The 16,504-nt window shown below is 63.0% G+C and carries 20 protein-coding genes; 14 read left to right on the top strand and 6 right to left on the bottom strand.

Going from position 1 to position 16,504, the window contains the following annotated elements:
* Window positions 1-266: 266 nt before the first annotated feature.
* The 12 genes from gspG (at window position 267) to KO539_RS26315 (ending at window position 10,381) form a co-directional block, all read left to right on the top strand.
* Window positions 267-710 (top strand): type II secretion system major pseudopilin GspG, encoded by a 444-nt coding sequence (gspG, locus tag KO539_RS26370; RefSeq protein WP_034782166.1) that lies wholly within the window; start codon window positions 267-269, stop codon window positions 708-710.
* Between the two features lie 35 nt (window positions 711-745).
* The gene (locus KO539_RS26365; RefSeq protein WP_219313003.1) at window positions 746-1,951 is read left to right on the top strand and encodes a type II secretion system F family protein; all 1,206 of its coding nucleotides are present in this window, start codon (window positions 746-748) and stop codon (window positions 1,949-1,951) included.
* Window positions 1,951-3,654, top strand: a complete 1,704-nt coding sequence (locus KO539_RS26360; protein WP_219313162.1) for a GspE/PulE family protein — start codon at window positions 1,951-1,953, stop codon at window positions 3,652-3,654. The genes KO539_RS26365 and KO539_RS26360 overlap by 1 nt, the downstream gene beginning before the upstream one ends.
* Window positions 3,647-4,465 (top strand): hypothetical protein, encoded by an 819-nt coding sequence (locus KO539_RS26355; RefSeq protein ID WP_219313002.1) that lies wholly within the window; start codon window positions 3,647-3,649, stop codon window positions 4,463-4,465. The genes KO539_RS26360 and KO539_RS26355 overlap by 8 nt, the downstream gene beginning before the upstream one ends.
* Window positions 4,462-5,010, top strand: coding sequence for a hypothetical protein (locus KO539_RS26350; RefSeq protein WP_219313000.1), 549 nt, complete (start codon window positions 4,462-4,464; stop codon window positions 5,008-5,010). The genes KO539_RS26355 and KO539_RS26350 overlap by 4 nt, the downstream gene beginning before the upstream one ends.
* The gene (locus KO539_RS26345; RefSeq protein ID WP_219312998.1) at window positions 5,007-5,579 is read left to right on the top strand and encodes a hypothetical protein; all 573 of its coding nucleotides are present in this window, start codon (window positions 5,007-5,009) and stop codon (window positions 5,577-5,579) included. The genes KO539_RS26350 and KO539_RS26345 overlap by 4 nt, the downstream gene beginning before the upstream one ends.
* Window positions 5,576-6,097: a hypothetical protein gene (locus KO539_RS26340; protein ID WP_219312996.1), complete on the top strand. Its 522-nt coding sequence runs from the start codon at window positions 5,576-5,578 to the stop codon at window positions 6,095-6,097. Before KO539_RS26345 ends, KO539_RS26340 begins: the two co-directional genes overlap by 4 nt.
* Complete coding sequence (locus tag KO539_RS26335) at window positions 6,097-8,127, top strand: secretin N-terminal domain-containing protein (protein ID WP_219313161.1); 2,031 nt, start codon at window positions 6,097-6,099, stop codon at window positions 8,125-8,127. Before KO539_RS26340 ends, KO539_RS26335 begins: the two co-directional genes overlap by 1 nt.
* A complete protein-coding gene (locus tag KO539_RS26330; RefSeq protein ID WP_219312994.1) occupies window positions 8,124-8,615 on the top strand; it encodes a type II secretion system protein in 492 nt (163 codons plus the stop codon). The genes KO539_RS26335 and KO539_RS26330 overlap by 4 nt, the downstream gene beginning before the upstream one ends.
* Window positions 8,616-8,618: 3 nt before the next feature.
* The gene (locus KO539_RS26325) at window positions 8,619-9,011 is read left to right on the top strand and encodes a type II secretion system protein (RefSeq protein WP_219312992.1); all 393 of its coding nucleotides are present in this window, start codon (window positions 8,619-8,621) and stop codon (window positions 9,009-9,011) included.
* 5 nt (window positions 9,012-9,016) lie between these two features.
* Complete coding sequence (locus KO539_RS26320; protein ID WP_219312990.1) at window positions 9,017-9,664, top strand: type II secretion system protein; 648 nt, start codon at window positions 9,017-9,019, stop codon at window positions 9,662-9,664.
* 222 nt (window positions 9,665-9,886) lie between these two features.
* A complete protein-coding gene (locus tag KO539_RS26315; RefSeq protein ID WP_219312988.1) occupies window positions 9,887-10,381 on the top strand; it encodes an FxDxF family PEP-CTERM protein in 495 nt (164 codons plus the stop codon).
* Between the two features lie 153 nt (window positions 10,382-10,534).
* Here the strand turns inward: KO539_RS26315 and murJ are convergent, their stop codons facing one another.
* On the bottom strand, window positions 10,535-12,082 hold the full coding sequence (gene murJ, locus KO539_RS26310; RefSeq protein ID WP_219312986.1) for a murein biosynthesis integral membrane protein MurJ: 1,548 nt from the start codon (window positions 12,080-12,082) through the stop codon (window positions 10,535-10,537).
* A 308-nt stretch (window positions 12,083-12,390) separates the two neighbouring features.
* Here murJ and rpsT point away from each other — a divergent pair, with 308 nt between their 5' ends.
* Complete coding sequence (gene rpsT / locus KO539_RS26305) at window positions 12,391-12,657, top strand: 30S ribosomal protein S20 (protein WP_010395935.1); 267 nt, start codon at window positions 12,391-12,393, stop codon at window positions 12,655-12,657.
* Between the two features lie 147 nt (window positions 12,658-12,804).
* Here rpsT and KO539_RS26300 read toward each other — a convergent pair whose 3' ends face one another.
* The 3 genes from KO539_RS26300 to KO539_RS26290 form a co-directional block, all read right to left on the bottom strand.
* Window positions 12,805-13,248, bottom strand: coding sequence for a DUF192 domain-containing protein (locus tag KO539_RS26300; protein ID WP_219312984.1), 444 nt, complete (start codon window positions 13,246-13,248; stop codon window positions 12,805-12,807).
* A 132-nt stretch (window positions 13,249-13,380) separates the two neighbouring features.
* Window positions 13,381-13,704 carry a hypothetical protein gene (locus tag KO539_RS26295; RefSeq protein ID WP_219312982.1) on the bottom strand — a complete coding sequence of 108 codons (324 nt, stop codon included), beginning with the start codon at window positions 13,702-13,704 and terminating at the stop codon, window positions 13,381-13,383.
* A 110-nt stretch (window positions 13,705-13,814) separates the two neighbouring features.
* Window positions 13,815-14,378 (bottom strand): pseudouridine synthase, encoded by a 564-nt coding sequence (locus tag KO539_RS26290; protein WP_035825881.1) that lies wholly within the window; start codon window positions 14,376-14,378, stop codon window positions 13,815-13,817.
* A 280-nt stretch (window positions 14,379-14,658) separates the two neighbouring features.
* Between KO539_RS26290 and icd the strand changes: the two genes are divergently transcribed.
* On the top strand, window positions 14,659-15,912 hold the full coding sequence (gene icd / locus KO539_RS26285) for an NADP-dependent isocitrate dehydrogenase (RefSeq protein ID WP_035825883.1): 1,254 nt from the start codon (window positions 14,659-14,661) through the stop codon (window positions 15,910-15,912).
* Window positions 15,913-15,998: 86 nt separating this feature from the next.
* Here icd and KO539_RS26280 read toward each other — a convergent pair whose 3' ends face one another.
* Together KO539_RS26280 and KO539_RS26275 are read right to left on the bottom strand one after the other, a co-directional pair.
* Window positions 15,999-16,202: a cold-shock protein gene (locus KO539_RS26280; protein WP_010395943.1), complete on the bottom strand. Its 204-nt coding sequence runs from the start codon at window positions 16,200-16,202 to the stop codon at window positions 15,999-16,001.
* A gap of 97 nt (window positions 16,203-16,299) precedes the next feature.
* Window positions 16,300-16,491 (bottom strand): hypothetical protein, encoded by a 192-nt coding sequence (locus tag KO539_RS26275; protein WP_219312979.1) that lies wholly within the window; start codon window positions 16,489-16,491, stop codon window positions 16,300-16,302.
* Window positions 16,492-16,504: the final 13 nt, after the last annotated feature.

Below are 16,504 nucleotides of genomic sequence, written 5' to 3'. Positions count from 1 at the left end.
GCATGGTAGCCTGCTAAGTAAGCCTCGGGAAATTAGTGTGAATTTATGACGAACAGAACCGGATGCTATGCAAGGCGCTCGCTGCGACGCAGTGCGAGCACTGCTAGCAGTGAGCAACGCCGCCTAGCGCCGGTTATGGAAGTCAGAAATTACAATAATTTATTGGGGGTTACTTAGGCATCAGGCAGGCGCGCGCCGCCTGTGCGCGGCCATCCGCGGCGCACATGGCGGCAATGTATTGAAGGTAGGCAAGAAGGAGTTACCGGATGCATGCAGCACACAGGCAGAACCTTGCGGCAACGCGCCATGCGCGCGGCTTTACCTTGCTCGAATTGCTGGTCGTCATCGTCATCATCGGCTTGCTGGCGGCCTATGTCGGCCCCAAATATTTCGCCCAATTGGGCAAATCCGAAGTGACGGTGGCCAAGGCGCAGATCGAGGCGTTTGAAAAATCGCTCGATACCTACCGGCTCGACGTGGGGCGCTACCCGACCACGGAAGAAGGCCTGGCCGCGCTGCTGGCCGCGCCGCCCGCCGCCGGTACACGCTGGAATGGCCCCTACCTGAAAAAGGCCGTGCCGCTCGACCCGTGGGGCCATGCCTATCAATACCGCGCGCCCGGCAGCAAGGGCGAATATGACATCGTCTCGATGGGCAAGGATGGCCAGCCGGGCGGCAGCGGCGAGAACGCCGACATCAGCTCGCAATAGCGCCAGCGCATTCTTTTTCCTACGGACAAGCCATCATGCAGTTCGAAGTACGCGCGCTTTCCACGGACCAGGCCGTAACTACCTTGCAGACGTGCGTGATCGACGGGCGCGACGAAGCCGACGCGCGCCGCCAGGCCGAGGCGCGCGGCCTGTTCGTCAGCGCCATCCGCCCGCTGCGGGCCACGCCGTTCAGCGCGGCCGGACGCCAGCGCGCGCGGGCCCTGCCCCTGCTGCTGTTCAGCCAGGAATTGCTGGCGCTGCTGAACGCGGGCCTGGGCATCGTCGAAGGGCTGGAAGCCTTGCTGGAAAAGGAAGCGTCGCCGGCCACGCGCAGCGTGCTCACGCGCCTGCTGGAAGGTTTGCGCGAAGGCAAGCGCTTTTCCGCCGTGCTGGCAGAACAAGCGGAACTGTTCCCCCCTTTGTACATCGGCATCGTCAAGGCGGCAGAGGGCACGAGCGACTTGCCGCGTGCGCTGTCGCGCTACATCGACTACCAGCAGCGCATCGATACGGTGCGCAGTAAAATCGTCAGCGCCGCCATCTATCCCGCCATCCTGCTGGCCGTGGGCGGCGGCGTCAGCGCCTTCCTGATCAGCTATGTCGTGCCCCGTTTTGCCGAGGTGTACCAGGGCGCCGGGCGCAACCTGCCATGGATGTCGCAAGTGATGCTCAGCTGGGGCCAGTTCGTCACGCAGCATGGCGTGCTGCTGTTGCTCGGGCTGACGCTGGTCGGCAGCGTCCTGTTCACGGCCGTGCGGCGCGTGCTGCGCCATGGCGGCGTGGCGCGCCTGCTGGCGAAACTGCCCGGCATCGGCGAGCGCGTGCGCATCTATGAACTGTCGCGCCTGTACCTGACACTGGGCATGCTGGCCGAAGGCGGCATCACCATCGTGCAGGCGATTGGCACCGTGCAGGCGATGGTCTCGCCGGGCATGCAGGCGTCGTTGCAGCAGGCGCGCGGCGCCATCGAGGCGGGCCAGCCGCTGTCGTCGGCCTTTGAGCAGCATCGATTGACGACGCCCATTTCCCTGCGCATGCTGCGCGTGGGCGAGCGCACGGGCGACATGGGCCCCATGCTGACGCAGTCGGCCGCCTTTTACGACGGCGAAATCAGCCGCTGGATCGACCGTTTTACGCGCACGTTCGAGCCGCTGCTGATGGCCGCCATCGGCCTGGTCGTGGGCGCCATCGTGATCCTGCTGTACATGCCCATCTTTGACCTTGCCGGCGATATTTCATGATGCAAACCGAATCCGCGCCCGCCGTGGCCACCGTGGCCATCGACCCTGCGCTGCTGCAGCGCGCGCGCATCCTGAGCCGGCAATCGAAGCGCAGCCTGGTCGAGGAATTGCAGGAACTGAGCGGCATCGAGGCGCGCGCCGTGGTGCGCGCACTGGCGCGCCCGTTCGGTCTGGACGTGCTGGAAACGGCCGACATGCTGGCATTGTCGCCCGCTTTCGATGTGCTGCCCCTGTCGCAGGCGCTGGCGCGCCACAGCGTGCTGCTGCGCGCCGCCGGCGGCCAGCTGGTGGGCGTGATCGCCGACCCGTTCGATCTCGACCTGCAAACCTGGCTCGGCGCGCGCGCGGGGCAGGGCGCCTTGAGCATCCGTCTGGCGCTGCAGGCCGACATCGGCGCCTACCTGTCGAAGCAGGAAGAATCGGCGCGCGCCGTCGACAGCCTGCTGCCCGGCGCCGCCACGGACGCGCGGCGCGACGGCAAGACGGCCGCCGTGCTGTCGTTCGCCAGCGTGTCGGAAGCGGCCAGCCCCGCCGTCAAGCTGGTCAACTCGACCCTGTATGACGCACTCAAAGCAGGCGCCTCGGACATCCACCTGGAAAGCACGGCCGGCGGCCTGGCCGTCAAGTACAGGGTCGACGGCGTGCTCGATCATGCCACGTCCGTCAACGGCATCGAAGTGGCAGAGCACATCATCTCGCGCCTGAAAGTGCTGGCCGAACTTGATATCGCCGAGCGCCGCGTGCCGCAGGACGGCAGCTTCCGCGTCGAATCGGGCGGGCGCGAAATCGACTTGCGCGTCTCCATCATGCCCAGCATCCATGGCGAGGACGCCGTCATCCGCATCCTCGACAAGCGCGCCATGATCGAGGCCTACGGCGCGCTGACCCTGGAAGCGCTGGGTTTTGATGCGCCATCGCTGGAAGCCTTGCGCGCGCTGGCGCAGGAAGCCTACGGCATGCTGCTCGTCACCGGTCCCACGGGCTCGGGCAAGACCACGACCCTGTACGCGGCGCTGACGGAAATCCATAACGGGCGCGAAAAGATCATCACCATCGAAGACCCCGTCGAATACCAGCTGCCCGGCATTCTGCAAATCCCTGTCAATGAAAAGAAGGGGCTGACCTTCGCCAAGGGCTTGCGCTCGATCCTGCGGCATGACCCCGATAAAATCATGGTGGGAGAGATCCGCGACCGCGAAACGGCGGAAATTGCCGTGCAATCGGCCCTCACGGGCCATTTGGTGCTGACCACCGTGCATGCGAATAATGTCTTCGACGTGTTCGGCCGTTTTACGCACATGGGCATCGACCCGTATGCGTTTGTTTCGGCCCTGAACGGCATCTGGGCGCAGCGCCTGATCCGCACCAACTGCCCCCATTGCGCCACCGATTACACGCCCGACGATGCGGAACTGGCCAGCGTGGGCCTGGCGCGCGCCGACGTGACGCAGTATCAATTCAAGCAGGGCAAGGGCTGTGGCGACTGCCGCGGCACGGGCTACAAGGGACGCCGCTCGATCGCCGAAATCCTCGTGCTGACCGATGAAATCCGCGAACTGATCGTCGATAAAAAACCGATCCGCCAGATCAAGGCGGCAGCGTATGCGAACGGCACGCGCAGCCTGCGCCTGGCAGCGCTGGAACTGGTCAAGCGGGGCGCCACCACCATCACGGAAATCAAGAGGGTCACCCTGCATGCGTAGAGGTTTTGGACAAGCCCTGCGCCTGGGCGTGGCGGCGAGCAAGGTGAGCCTGTGGCGCAGCAGCCGCTGGCGCGCACCCGCCTGGACGCCGCTGGGCGAAGCCGCGTATGCGCCCGACGACACGCCGCATGGCGACTTCGCCGCCCTGGGCCAGGCGCTGGAACAGATTCTGCCAGTTGGCCAATACGCGGGCTGGCCTTTGTCCGTCGTGCTCGACGATGCGCTGGCGCGCCTGTGGCAGGTGGACATGCCGCACGGCGCTGCGCGCCTGGCCGACATCGAGGCGGCCGCCGCGTTGCGCTTCCAGTCGCTGTATGGCGATGCACCGGGCCTGTGGCGCAGCAGCGGCGCCTGGGATGCGCGCGCGCCGTTTTTCTGCGCCGTGCCCCGCGCGCTGCTGGCGCAGCTGACGCGCGTGGCCGACGCACGCAAGCTGGCCCTGATTTTCATTACGCCGCAATTTGCGCGCCACTGGAACCGCTGGCACGGGGCCTTGAAGCCGGGCGCCTGGTTTGGCCAGCTGCAGGAGCACGTCCTGACCCTGGGCGTGCGGCACGAGGGCCGTCTGCGCGCCGTGCGCGCGCTGCCCGTGCCGCCTGGCGCTGGCAGGGACTGGCTGGTGCAGACCCTGGCGCGCGAGGCGTTGCTGCAAGGCGTGCCCGCACCGGCGCTGCTGCAGCTATGCGGCGCGCCGCCAGCGGGCTGGCTGACGCCGGAGAGGGAGTTCCATTGCCAGGCTTTTTCCACGCCGGATGGCGAAGACGTTTTGTCGCCGGCGGCCCGGCTGGCGCATAGCGGAGGCGTGGCATGACGCGCCTCGATATCGATTTTGCGCCGCCCAACTGGCGCCGCAGCCTGCACCGCGTTCCCGTCTGGGCGTGGTGCATCGGCGCGCTGGGCGTGGCGCTGGCCGTCACGGCCGCGTACAGCGGCAGCGCCGCGCTGCAGCGCCAGCAGGCAAGCGAGGCGCAGTTGCAGCGCGCGCAGCAGCGCGTGCTGGCCGCCACGCAGGGGCCGGTGAGCGCACCGCAGACACCGATCGCGCCGGCGCAGGCGGCAGCCGTGAATGCGGCCATCCTGCAATTGAATCTGCCGTGGCGCGACCTGCAGGATGCGCTGGCCAGCGCCACGCCCCCTGCAATCGCGCTGCTGGCGCTGGAGCCGGATGCGCGCAAGCGGGTGCTGAAGATCACGGCCGAGACGACCAGTAGCGACGCCATGGTGGCCTATATCGCGCAACTGAAGCAGCAGGAGCTGTTCGGCACGCGCGTGCAACTGCTGCGCCATGAAATCAATGCGCTCGATCCGAACAAACCCTTGCGCTTCCAGCTCGAAGCGCGCTGGGGTGCGCCATGATGGCCATCGACCTCGCGAGCGTGCGCCTGCACGCGCAACTGCTGCTGCGCCGCCTGGGCGCGCCCGCCTGCCTGGCCGTGGCCCTGCTCGCGCTGGGCGTGGCAGCCTGGGCGTGGGCCTGGCAGCAGCGCGCCCTGGCGGCGCAACTGGAAGCGCGGCCCTTGCCGCAGCCAGCGCTGGCCGTGGTGGCTGCGGCGCCGCCGGCGACGTCCAGCGAGAATCTGGCGCGCTTTTATGCCGCGATGGGACAGCAGCGCCACGCGGAGCAGCAAGTCAAGCAGCTGTTCGACCTGGCCGCGAAAAACGGCTTGCTGCTGGCGCAGGGCGAATACAAGAGCGGCTACGACAAGGCCAGCCGGGTCGCGACATACCAGGTGAGCTTGCCGCTGAAAGGCAGTTATGCGGCCGTGTCGCAGTTCGCGCTGCAAGCGCTGCGCGCCGTCCCCTTTGCTTCGCTCGACGAACTGAGTTTTCGCCGCGAGCAGATCGCCGATACGCAACTCGAAGCGCGCTTGCGCCTGACGTTTTATCTGACCGATACACCGGGCGATGCGGGAGAAACGCCATGACCCCGCGCCATTATCTGATGCTGGCCGGCGTGCTGGGCGCGGGCGCCTTGCTGCTGTTCGGCGAGCGCCAGCCCGTGGCCGAGGTGGCCGAGGCGGTCGAGCGGGCCGTCGCGCCCGCGCGCCATGCGGCAGTCAAGCCGCCGACCGCGCAGCCCGCCATCCTGGCCCTGCTGCCGCGCAGCGAAGTGGCGGGCGAGGAGGGCGAGACCTTTGGTGGCGCCGGCGCTGTTTTCCAGAGCCAGAACTGGAATCCGCCACCGCCGAAAATCGTAGCCGTCGCGCCACCGCCGCCGCCACCGCCGATGGCGCCGCCGCTACCCTTCGTCTACTTGGGCAAGGCGGCCGCCGATGGTGCCTGGGAAGTGTTTTTGTCGCGCGCCGACAAGATGTATATCGTGCGCGCCCATACCGTCATCGATGGCGCCTACAAGGTCGTGACGATCGCGCCGCCCGTCATGACGCTCACTTATCTGCCGTTGAACCAGGTTCAGCAGCTCAACATTGGAGTTTCCGAGTGATGTCTCGTTCCTTTTCATCGGCGCTGCTGCCTGTAATGCTGGTGCTGCTGTCCGGCTGCGCCGGGCAGCAAGCCTACCGCGACGGGCGCGAGCTGATTGCGCAAGATCAGGTGCCGGCCGGCCTGCAAAAGCTGCAGGAAGCGCTGCGGCAGGATCCCGGCAACGCGCAATACCGCAGCGCTTACTTGCAGGCGCGCGAGCGGGCAACCGGCAGCCGTTTGCAGCAGGCCGAGCGCCAGGCGCAGGCGGGGCAGGGCGAGCTGGCGCGCGCTTCTTTCATGAGCGTGCTGGAAATCGATGCGCAGAACGAGCGCGCCAACAGCGGCTTGCGCGCGCTCGAACGCGAGCAGCGCCAGGGGAAATTGCTGGCCGACGCACGCACGGCGTTTGATGCAAAACAATACGACCCCGCGCGCCAGCGCCTGAACGCCATTCTGACGGAGCAGCCGAACCACGCCGGCGCGCGCGCGCTGCTGCGCGAAGTCGATGAAAAGACGGCGCCGCCCATCGTCGAATCGGGCCTGGCCAGGTCGTACAAGCAGCCGATCACCATCGAGTTTCGCGACGCGCCGTTAAAACAGGTGTTCGAGTTGATCGCGCGCCGTTCCGGCCTCAATTTCGTCTTCGACAAGGACGTCAAGGCGGACGCGAAAACCTCGATCTTCCTGAAAAACAGCACGGTGGAATCGGCCGTCTACTTCCTGCTGGTGACGAACCAGCTGGAGCAGCAGGTGATGGATGCGAACACGATCCTGATTTACCCGAACGTGGCGGCGAAATTGAAGGAGTACCAGGAAGTGCTGGTGAAAACCTTCTTCCTGGCGAACGCGGATGCCAAACAGGTGGCCAACACGCTCAAGACCATTTTGAAGACGCGTGACGTGGTGGCCGATGAAAAACTCAACCTCGTCATCGTGCGCGACACGCCCGAGGCGATCCGCCTGGCCGAGCGCCTGATCGCGCTGCAGGACGTGCCCGAGGCGGAAGTGGTGCTGGAGCTGGAAATCCTCGAAGTCAAGCGCAGCCGCCTGATGGAACTGGGCGTGGCCTGGCCATCGAGCCTGACCCTGACGCCGCTTTCCACCTCGGGCGGAATCGGGCTGACCATCAACGACCTGAATAATCTGAACCAGCGCACCATTGGCGTGAGCAACCTGGCCGTGACGGCGAACGCCAACAAGACGGATGGTGACGCGAACATTCTGGCCAACCCGCGCATCCGCGTGCGCAACCGTGAAAAGGCGAAATTCGTCATCGGCGACAGGGTACCCGTGGTGACCACCACCATTTCGCCGGGCACGGGCGGCTTCGCGTCCGAGTCGGTCAGCTACCTGGACGTGGGCCTGACGGTGAACGCCGAGCCGACCATCTATTTGAACAATGAAGTGGGCATCCGCATTTCGCTGGAAGTGAGCAACCTGGGGGCGGCCACCACCACCCGCAGTGGCTCGACCCTGTACCAGATTGGCACGCGCCAGGCGTCGACCATGCTGCAATTGAAGGATGGCGAAAACCAGGTCCTGGCGGGCCTGATCAACAATGAAGAGCGCAGCTCGGGCAACAAGGTGCCGGGCCTGGGCGACATCCCCGTGCTGGGACGGCTGTTCGGCAGCAGCAAGGACGATAGCCAGAAGACGGAAATCGTGCTGTCGATCACGCCGCACCTGGTGCGCACGGTGCAGCGTCCGGAAGCGAAGGAGTCGGAGTTTTCCGCTGGCACCGAGGGCAGCTTCCGCCGCCGGCCCGACATGGCGGCCAAGGCGCCCACGCAGATGCCGGGCACGGTGATCGTGCGTTCCGGCCAGTCGGCCGTCGGCATGCAGCCGGCGCCGGCGCAGCCGATGATGGCGTCCGGCCAGGTGCCAGCGGCCTTGCCGCAGAGCGTGCCGGCGCCGGACGTGGCGCCGTCGCCCGAGCCTGCCGCCTCTCCCTTGCCGATACCGGCTGGCCAGCCCGTGCCGCTGCAGGCGGCGCCTTTGCCGTTCTCGTCCAGCCAGCCGGTGCCGGTGGCGCCGCCTACCGCCAAATGAGACTGGCGCATGCGCAAGGCGGGCAAGGCGGCTTCACCCTGATCGAGCTGCTGGTGACCCTGGCCATCCTGGGCGTGCTGGCCACCCTGGTGATCCCCGTCACGCAGGTGACGGTGCAGCGGCGCCAGGAGCAGGAGCTGCGGCGCGCGCTGCGCGAGATCCGCCAGGGGCTCGATGCCTATAAACGGGCCGGCGACGAGGGCCGCGTCCTGCGCGCGCCCGACGCCAGCGGTTATCCGAAAAGCCTGGAATTGCTGGTCGAGGGCGTGCCGGACCAGCGCAACCCGAAGCGCAGCAAGCTGTTTTTCCTGCGCCGCGTGCCGCGCGACCCGTTCAATGCGGATGCTGGCCTGAGCGATGCGCAAACGTGGGGCAAGCGCAGCTACGCCAGCGAAGCGGCCGAACCGCGCGAGGGCGACGATGTCTACGATGTGTACTCGACTTCCAACAAGACCGGCCTGAACAACGTGCCTTACCGTCTATGGTGAACCATGCGTACCCATGACCGCGCCGCCCGCACGCGCGGCTTTACCCTGATCGAGTTGCTGGTGGTGCTCGGCATCGTGGCGCTGCTGCTGACCCTGGCCGTGCCCCGCTATTTTCCCAGCCTCGACAAGGCGAAGGAAACCGTGCTGGCCGATAACTTGCGCAACCTGCGCGCGACCATCGACCAGTTCCACGGCGATACGGGCCGTTATCCCGATACGCTGGAGCAACTGGTGGAAAAGAAATACCTGCGCGCCATGCCCATCGACCCCATCACGGACAGCGACAGCAGCTGGCTCATCGTGCCGCCGCCCGACGACACGCCGGGCCAGGTGTATGACGTGAAAAGCGGCGCGCCCGGCAAGGACCGCAGCGGCACGCCGTTCGCCGACTGGTAGCGGCCATGCACCGTCCTGCGCGCCGCCAGCGTGGTTTCACTTACCTGGGCCTGATCATCCTGGTGGCCATCCTGGGCCTCGTGGGGGCGGCCGGGCTGAAGATGGGTTCCCTGCTGCAGCGCCAGGCGGCCGAGCAGGAATTGCTCGACATCGGCGCGCAGTTTGTCGATGCGCTGCAGAGTTACGCGGGCGCCACGCCAGCCGGCCAGCCGCAGCAGCCGCCGACTCTGGCCGCCTTGCTGCGCGATCCCCGCTTTCCGCAAGTGCGCCGGCATTTGCGCAAGCTGTATGTCGATCCCATCACGGGACGCGCCGAGTGGGGCTTGCTGTATCAGCCCGGCAGCCAGGGCATCATCGGCGTGCATAGCCTGTCGTCGTCCGCGCCTTTGAAAGTGGGTAATTTCGAGGCCCGTTTCACCGGTTTCGAAGGCAAGTCGCACCTGTCCGAGTGGCAGTTTGTCGCCGGCGGGCCCGTGCCGCCGGCAGGGTTGCCGCTGGTGCCTGCAGACGCCGCCACACCGTCCTCCACCGCACAGCCCGCCTTGTTTCCACCGCCACAAGCTGTCGCGCCAGCGCCCGAACCGGTACCGCCCGAGGTGGTGGAGCCGGACGAAGAGAGTGGCGCAGAACAAGAGGCGCGCAATGCGCTTTAACCATAAGTCAACAACGAAGTATCCAAGGGCAACTATTTTCACTTGGAAATTCATCTTGACTTATAACCATTTCATAGAGGAAATACTTTCAATAAATGAAATTTCAATAAAATAATTACAAGTAATTTAATGTCTTTATGCTACCATTCTGCCTGGTACTTTCAGTACTAAAGCGATGGCTGGCCCACTTGGCGGCCATAAATTACTTTTAAGGGATAATTTATGAAATTGAAATTTATCGCGGCAGGCATTCTGGCTGCAGCATCGTTCAGCGCATCGGCGGCCACTTACAATCTGGGTATCCTGGATCCGAGCGGCTTCGATACGCGGGCATCGATCACCACCAATTTCGCCGCCAATTCGGTGGTCAATGATTTGTGGACCTTCAAGCTGCTGACCCCATCGTCGACCTCGTTTGGCGCCTTGCAAACGTTTTCCGTTGCCGAAGGCGCGATCAGCAACTTCGCCGCCACGCTGGTGGGTTATGGCGACCTGACCCTGACGTCGGTGGCCGGCATCCAGAGCCTGAGCTGGGCCGGTTCCCTGGCTGCGGGCAACTACGAGGTGCGTGTATCGGGCTTGAGCGGTTTGCAGAATGGCCAGTACGTAGGCACGGTCTCCGCCTTGCCCGTGCCGGAACCGGAAACCTACGGCATGCTGCTGGGCGGCCTGGCGCTGGTCGGCTTCGCGGCCCGCCGCGCCCGCAAAGCTGCCTGATTTACTTTGGTCAGAATGACAAAACCCGCCGAGGCGGGTTTTTTTGTTTCTTGTTACGTGTGCGATTGCGACAACATGGGCAGGACTAGGCGCCAAGTCGAAGACAGTACGCTAGTACGGCGAGACGCAGGCAACAACGTCCTGCGCATGTTGTTACGCGTGGCGCTTGAAATCGCGGAAGCGGAAGCCAACGAGGAACAAGGTGGCAAAGTAGGCCACGCCGCACAGGGCCACCACCAACGCCAGTGCGCCGGCCCGCAACAGCGGATGGGCTTGCATGGCGATCCAGTCGATGCGCATGGCGCCAGCATACGCCACGCCGCCCATCACGATGAGTGCCGGCAGCAGGCGCAGGAAGAACTTGGCCCAGCCCGGTTTTGGCTGGTAGATGCCGCGCTTGCGCAAGCCCCAGTAGAGAAAAGTGGCGTTCAGGCAGGCGCCCAGGCCGATCGACAGGGCCAGGCCGGCCACGGCGATGTAGGGCACGAACAGCAGATTCATCAGCTGCGTGGCGATCAGCACGCCGATGGCGATTTTCACGGGTGTGCGGATATCCTGGCGCGCATAAAACGCGGGCGCCAGGGTTTTTACCAAGATGATGCCGATCAGGCCCAGGCTGTAGGCCACCAGCGGCTGCGTCGACATGGTCACGGATTCGGCCGTGAACTTGCCGTAATGGAAGAGGGTGGCGATCAGCGGCGTGGCCAGCGTTGCCATGCCCACGGCGGCGGGCAGGGCCAGCAGGAAGGTCAAACGCAAGCCCCAGTCCAGCAGGGCCGAGTATTCCGTCTTGTCGCCATCCACGTTCGCCTTCGACAGGCTGGGCAGCAAGATGGTACCCAAGGCCACGCCCAGCATGGCGGTGGGGAACTCCATCAGGCGGTCCGCGTACGACAGCCAGGAAATGCTGCCTTCGACCAGGCGCGACGCGATGCTGGTGTTGATCATCAGGCTGATCTGCGCTGCGGAGACGGCGAACACGGCCGGTCCCATCTTCTTCAATACGCGGCGCACGCCGCCGTCGGACAGGCCGATGGCGGGATTGATCGACAGGCGGGGCAGCATGCCGATCTTGATCAGCGCGGGAATCTGGATCGCCACTTGCAGCAGGCCGCCGGCGAACACGGCAATGGCCATGGCGTAGATCGGTTGCGCCAGATGGGGCGCGAGAAATAGCGAGGCGGCGATGAACGACAGGTTCAGCAGCACTGGCGTGAACGCGGGAATCTTGAATTCGCGCCAGGTGTTCAAGATACCGCCGGCCAGGGCCACGAAGGACATGCAAGTAATATAGGGGAACATCAACCGCGTCATCCACACGGCAGCGTCAAAAGCGCCTGGATCCTTGGACAGGCCCGTGGCGATCGCGTAGACGAACCACGGTGCGCCGACGATGCCGATGGCGGACACGAGCAGGGTGGCCCAGACGAGAGTGGTGGCCACATGGTCGGCCAGTTGCTTGCTCGCTTCCTGGCCATGCTGGTTCTTGTATTCAGACAAGATCGGCACGAAGGCTTGCGAGAACGCGCCCTCGGCAAACAATCGGCGCAACAGGTTGGGGATGCGGAAGGCAACAATGAAGGCGTCCGTGTAGGCGCCGGCGCCAAAGGCGCGCGCGAACAGGCTTTCGCGCAATAATCCGGTTACACGGGACAGCATGGTCATGCTGGAAATGGCGGCGAGGGTTTTAAGCAAGTTCATGGGGGCAGATTATAGCCGGGCGCGGTACCGGCAAACGCTTAAAATATGGTAACAAGCGGGTAACAAGCGCCGCCTATTCGCCCTTGTCAGGCCCATTTTCACGTGTTTTTGACGTGACACACGGTTTTTTGATTTGCCCCCGCTTGAAAATATCGCTATAATCGAAGGCTGTACAGAATTCTGTTACGCAGACACTAATGTTTGACAGGCACTGGTTTGGCACACATGGTTCGGCAGACGCACAGAACGCACCGGTTGGCAAACACTAATGTTTGCAAACGCACTTTGACCCTGTTTTAGGAAATTCCATGGCAAATACCGCACAAGCGCGCAAACGCGCTCGTCAAGCAGTTAAGCAAAACGCACACAATTCGTCCCAACGTTCGACCTTGCGCACGGCTATCAAAGCTGCTCGCAAAGCGATCCAGGGCGGCGACAAGGCAGCTGCTGCTGCAATCTTCCAAGCATCCGTGTCGACCATCGACCGTATCGCTGACAAGAAGATCATCCACAAAAACAAGGCAGCTCGCCATAAGAGCCGTCTGGCAGCTGCTTTGAAAGCACTGTCCGCTTAATATTCGCCAGCAGGCAAGCCACTACAGTGGCCTTGCCTGTGCCGGTACGCTGGCACTGGTTGAAAAGCAAAAACCCGCAGATTCATTCTGGCGGGTTTTTTCGCGTTCTTTTTCGCGGCCGTGTCCGCAGCGGACAGCGGCCACCGCCTAACGTGCGGCCGGCAAGTTGCCGATGCTCATGCCTGGCTTGATATTCTTTTGCTTGAACCAGCCCAGGTGCATTTCCAGCGCATAGCGCACGGGCACGGTCTTCGTCGAGCAATGGCTGTCGAGCGTGTGCGGCTGCATGTCTTCGATGTTGATGATCTTGCCGCCGGCATCGATAAAGGCCACGGACAGGGGTAGCGGCGTGTTTTTCATCCACATGCATTGCGTCGATGGATTGCCAAAGACGAACAGCATGCCCGCATTGGCCTCCATTTTTTCACGGTACATCAAGCCCTGTTCGCGCTGCGCTTCCGTGGCGGCCACTTCCGCCTGGATCAAGTGCATGCCAGCCGACAGTTGCACGCTCTTTGTTTGCGCTTGGGCAATGCCGGCGCAGGCCAGCAGAGCGGTGGACAGGATCAGACGGCGTAGGGAATTTTTCATGGGGGCGTGACGGTGGCTGCGAAGCGGCGATTAAGCCATGCTGGCGGCTGCCTGGTCAAGCATGCTGCCTGTCCGCGCCGAAAGCGTGGGGTTACAGCAACATGGCTGCTGCCGTAACCCCGGAAACTGCATTTACTTCACGGGCTTGCCAGCTTCAGCGGCCGGCTGCTTCGTCTTGCGCGCCTGGGGAATCAGGCGTGGTGCATCGGTCGCGGCCGAAGCCTTGGTTGATGCACCGGAACGCGCCGCATCCGTCGCGGCCGAAGCGTTGACGGTGGCCGAGGCCGGCGGCGCCGGTTTGACGGCGTCGGTGGCGGCCGACGCATGGCTGGCAGCCGAGGCGGGTGGCGGCTTGACGGCATCGGTCGCGGCGGAAGCGTGCACCTTGGCGCCCGATTGCGCCAGTGCGGCGCCAGCAAACAGGGTAGCGGCCAGGGCCAGGATTGCTTTTTTCATCATCTTTCCTTTTCTGTCATGTTAAGGTGGGATGATTTTAATGCATTATCTAAAAATAAATAGTGCTTATTGGCAAAATTCGACGCCGCGGCTGTTTTTTCTTGTCCCGCTCACGCTTTTCCTATGTTCTCGGCCGGCACTTCGCACCATTCGCCGGGCAGCAAGGGATGGCTGGCCAGCGAGAACGGGCCGATGGCGCTGCGCACCAGGCGCAGGGTGGGCAGGCCGACGGCGGCCGTCATGCGCCGCACTTGCCGGTTTTTTCCCTCTTTTAAAGTGATTGCCAGCCACGCGGTGGGCTTGTCGGCGCGCGCGCGGATGGGCGGATTGCGGGGCCACAGCCAGTCCGGCTCGGCGATGCGCACGGCCTTGCATGGCTTGGTGATGAAGTCGCCCAGGTCCAGCGGCGCCTGCAGGCGCGCCAGGCTGGCCGCGTCGGGCACGCCGTCCACCTGCACCAGGTAGGTTTTCGCTTCCTTGCGGTCCGGGTGGCTGATCTCGTGCTGCAGGCGGCCATCGTCCGTCAGCAGCAGCAAGCCTTCGCTGTCGGCGTCGAGCCGGCCGGCCGGGTAGATGCCGGGGATGGTGAGATGGTCGGCCAGGGTGGTGCGGCCATCCTGCGGCGAAAACTGGCACAGGACCTGGAATGGTTTATTGAAGAGGATGAGTGGCATGCTGGATAAATTGATGCAAACGATGGTGGCTGCTGGTCGGCGCCGCAAAAGCGTGGCGCCCTGTAAGATACTGGTGCATAATGTGAAACGTTAGTCTTATGTCTTATAGAAGACTATGGCGCTGCGGTTCTTTGGCGACGCGGATGGTCCGGGTGTTCTTTCCCTGCTAAAGTGCGTTGTTGCCGCCTTGTTCGGACTTGTTTTTGTAAACTCTGCAATCGCAGAGCGCGTCGCCGGCCTGTGTTGCCCGCCAGCGGTGCGTCCCACTTCGGAGATCACGATGTATCAACATATCACTGTACCTGCTGACGGCCAAAAAATCACCGTCAACGCCGATTTTTCGCTGAATGTACCAGATAATCCCATCGTTCCCTTCATTGAAGGCGATGGCACGGGCATCGACATCAGCCCGGTCATGATCAAGGTGATCGACGCTGCCGTGGCCAAGGCCTACGGCGGCGCGCGCAAGATCAGCTGGATGGAAATCTATGCGGGCGAAAAATCGACGAATGTGTACGGCCCCGACGTGTGGCTGCCGGAAGAAACCCTGCAAGTACTCAAAGATTACGTCGTTTCCATCAAGGGCCCGCTGACGACACCCGTGGGCGGCGGCATCCGCTCGCTGAACGTGGCCTTGCGCCAGCAGCTCGATCTGTACGTCTGCCTGCGTCCCGTGCGCTACTTTACGGGCGTGCCATCGCCCGTGAAAGAGCCGGAAAAGACGGATATGGTGATTTTCCGTGAAAACTCGGAAGATATCTATGCCGGCATCGAATACCAGCAGGGTTCGCCCGAAGCCAAGAAATTGATGGATTTCCTCGTCAATGAAATGGGCGTGACGAAAATCCGCTTCCCGGCCACGTCGGGCCTGGGCATCAAGCCCGTGTCCATCGAAGGCACGGAACGCCTCGTGCGCAAGGCCATCCAGTACGCGATCGACAATGACAAGCCATCCGTGACGATCGTGCACAAAGGCAACATCATGAAGTACACGGAAGGCGGCTTCCGCGACTGGGCGTATGCGCTGGCGCAAAAGGAATTCGGCGCCGAACTGATCGATGGTGGTCCATGGTGCAAGTTCAAGAATCCGAAGACGGGCCGCGACATCATCGTCAAGGATTCCATCGCTGACGCGTTCCTGCAACAGATTTTGCTGCGTCCGGCCGAATACAGCGTCATCGCCACCCTGAATTTGAACGGCGATTACATTTCCGACGCGCTGGCGGCGCAAGTGGGCGGCATCGGCATCGCGCCGGGCGCCAACCTGTCGGACTCCGTCGCCATGTTCGAAGCGACGCACGGCACGGCGCCGAAGTACGCGGGCAAGGATTACGTGAACCCCGGTTCCTTGATTTTGTCGGCGGAAATGATGCTGCGCCACATGGGCTGGCTGGAAGCGGCCGATCTGGTCATTTCCTCGATGCAAAAATCGATCGCCTCGAAGCGCGTCACCTATGACTTTGCCCGTCTGATGGAAGGCGCCACGCAAGTGTCGTGCTCCGGTTTCGGCGCCGTGATGATCGAGCACATGTAATAGAGGGGCAGGGTGCTGCGCACCCTGCGGACGAAAAAAAACCCCGTCAGGAGACGGGGTTTTTCACATCTGAGGGCCGGCGATGCTTAGGCTGCTTGGATGTTGGAAGCTTGCTTGCCTTTAGGGCCTTGCGTGACTTCGAATTGAACTTTTTGACCTTCTTTGAGGGTCTTGAAACCGTTCATGTTGATTGCGGAGAAATGAGCAAACAAATCTTCGCCGCCATCATCTGGAGTGATGAAGCCAAAACCTTTGGAATCATTGAACCACTTAACTGTACCTGTTGCCATAAAAAGAACTTTCAAAATTAAAACAAATCACACGAGCCATAAAAGCAAGAAGCTTCTTGCCCCCTCCTCGACGTCTCACTTCTTATCAAGCTGTACATTACTGCAACAGTCGATACAGCATTGTTGGCGGAATAAATAATGAAGTCAAGCGCTTTTCCATCGATATTGCCAAATTCTTCACGGCAACCAAAAAAGCAACTCTTGATTTTGGCGGCAAGGTCGCCATCTGCGCACTATTAAGAAAACGCGTAAGATTGAAAACAATTGGAAAGGCGTAGATATTGCGCATGACAACCACTGTG

The sequence above is a fragment of the Janthinobacterium sp. NKUCC06_STL genome (genome assembly GCF_019345455.1).
Classification (GTDB): Bacteria; Pseudomonadota; Gammaproteobacteria; order Burkholderiales; family Burkholderiaceae_D; genus Janthinobacterium; species Janthinobacterium rivuli.
The sequence above is the reverse complement of the archived record's forward strand: the minus strand, read 5'-3'. Positions and strand labels throughout refer to the sequence as shown.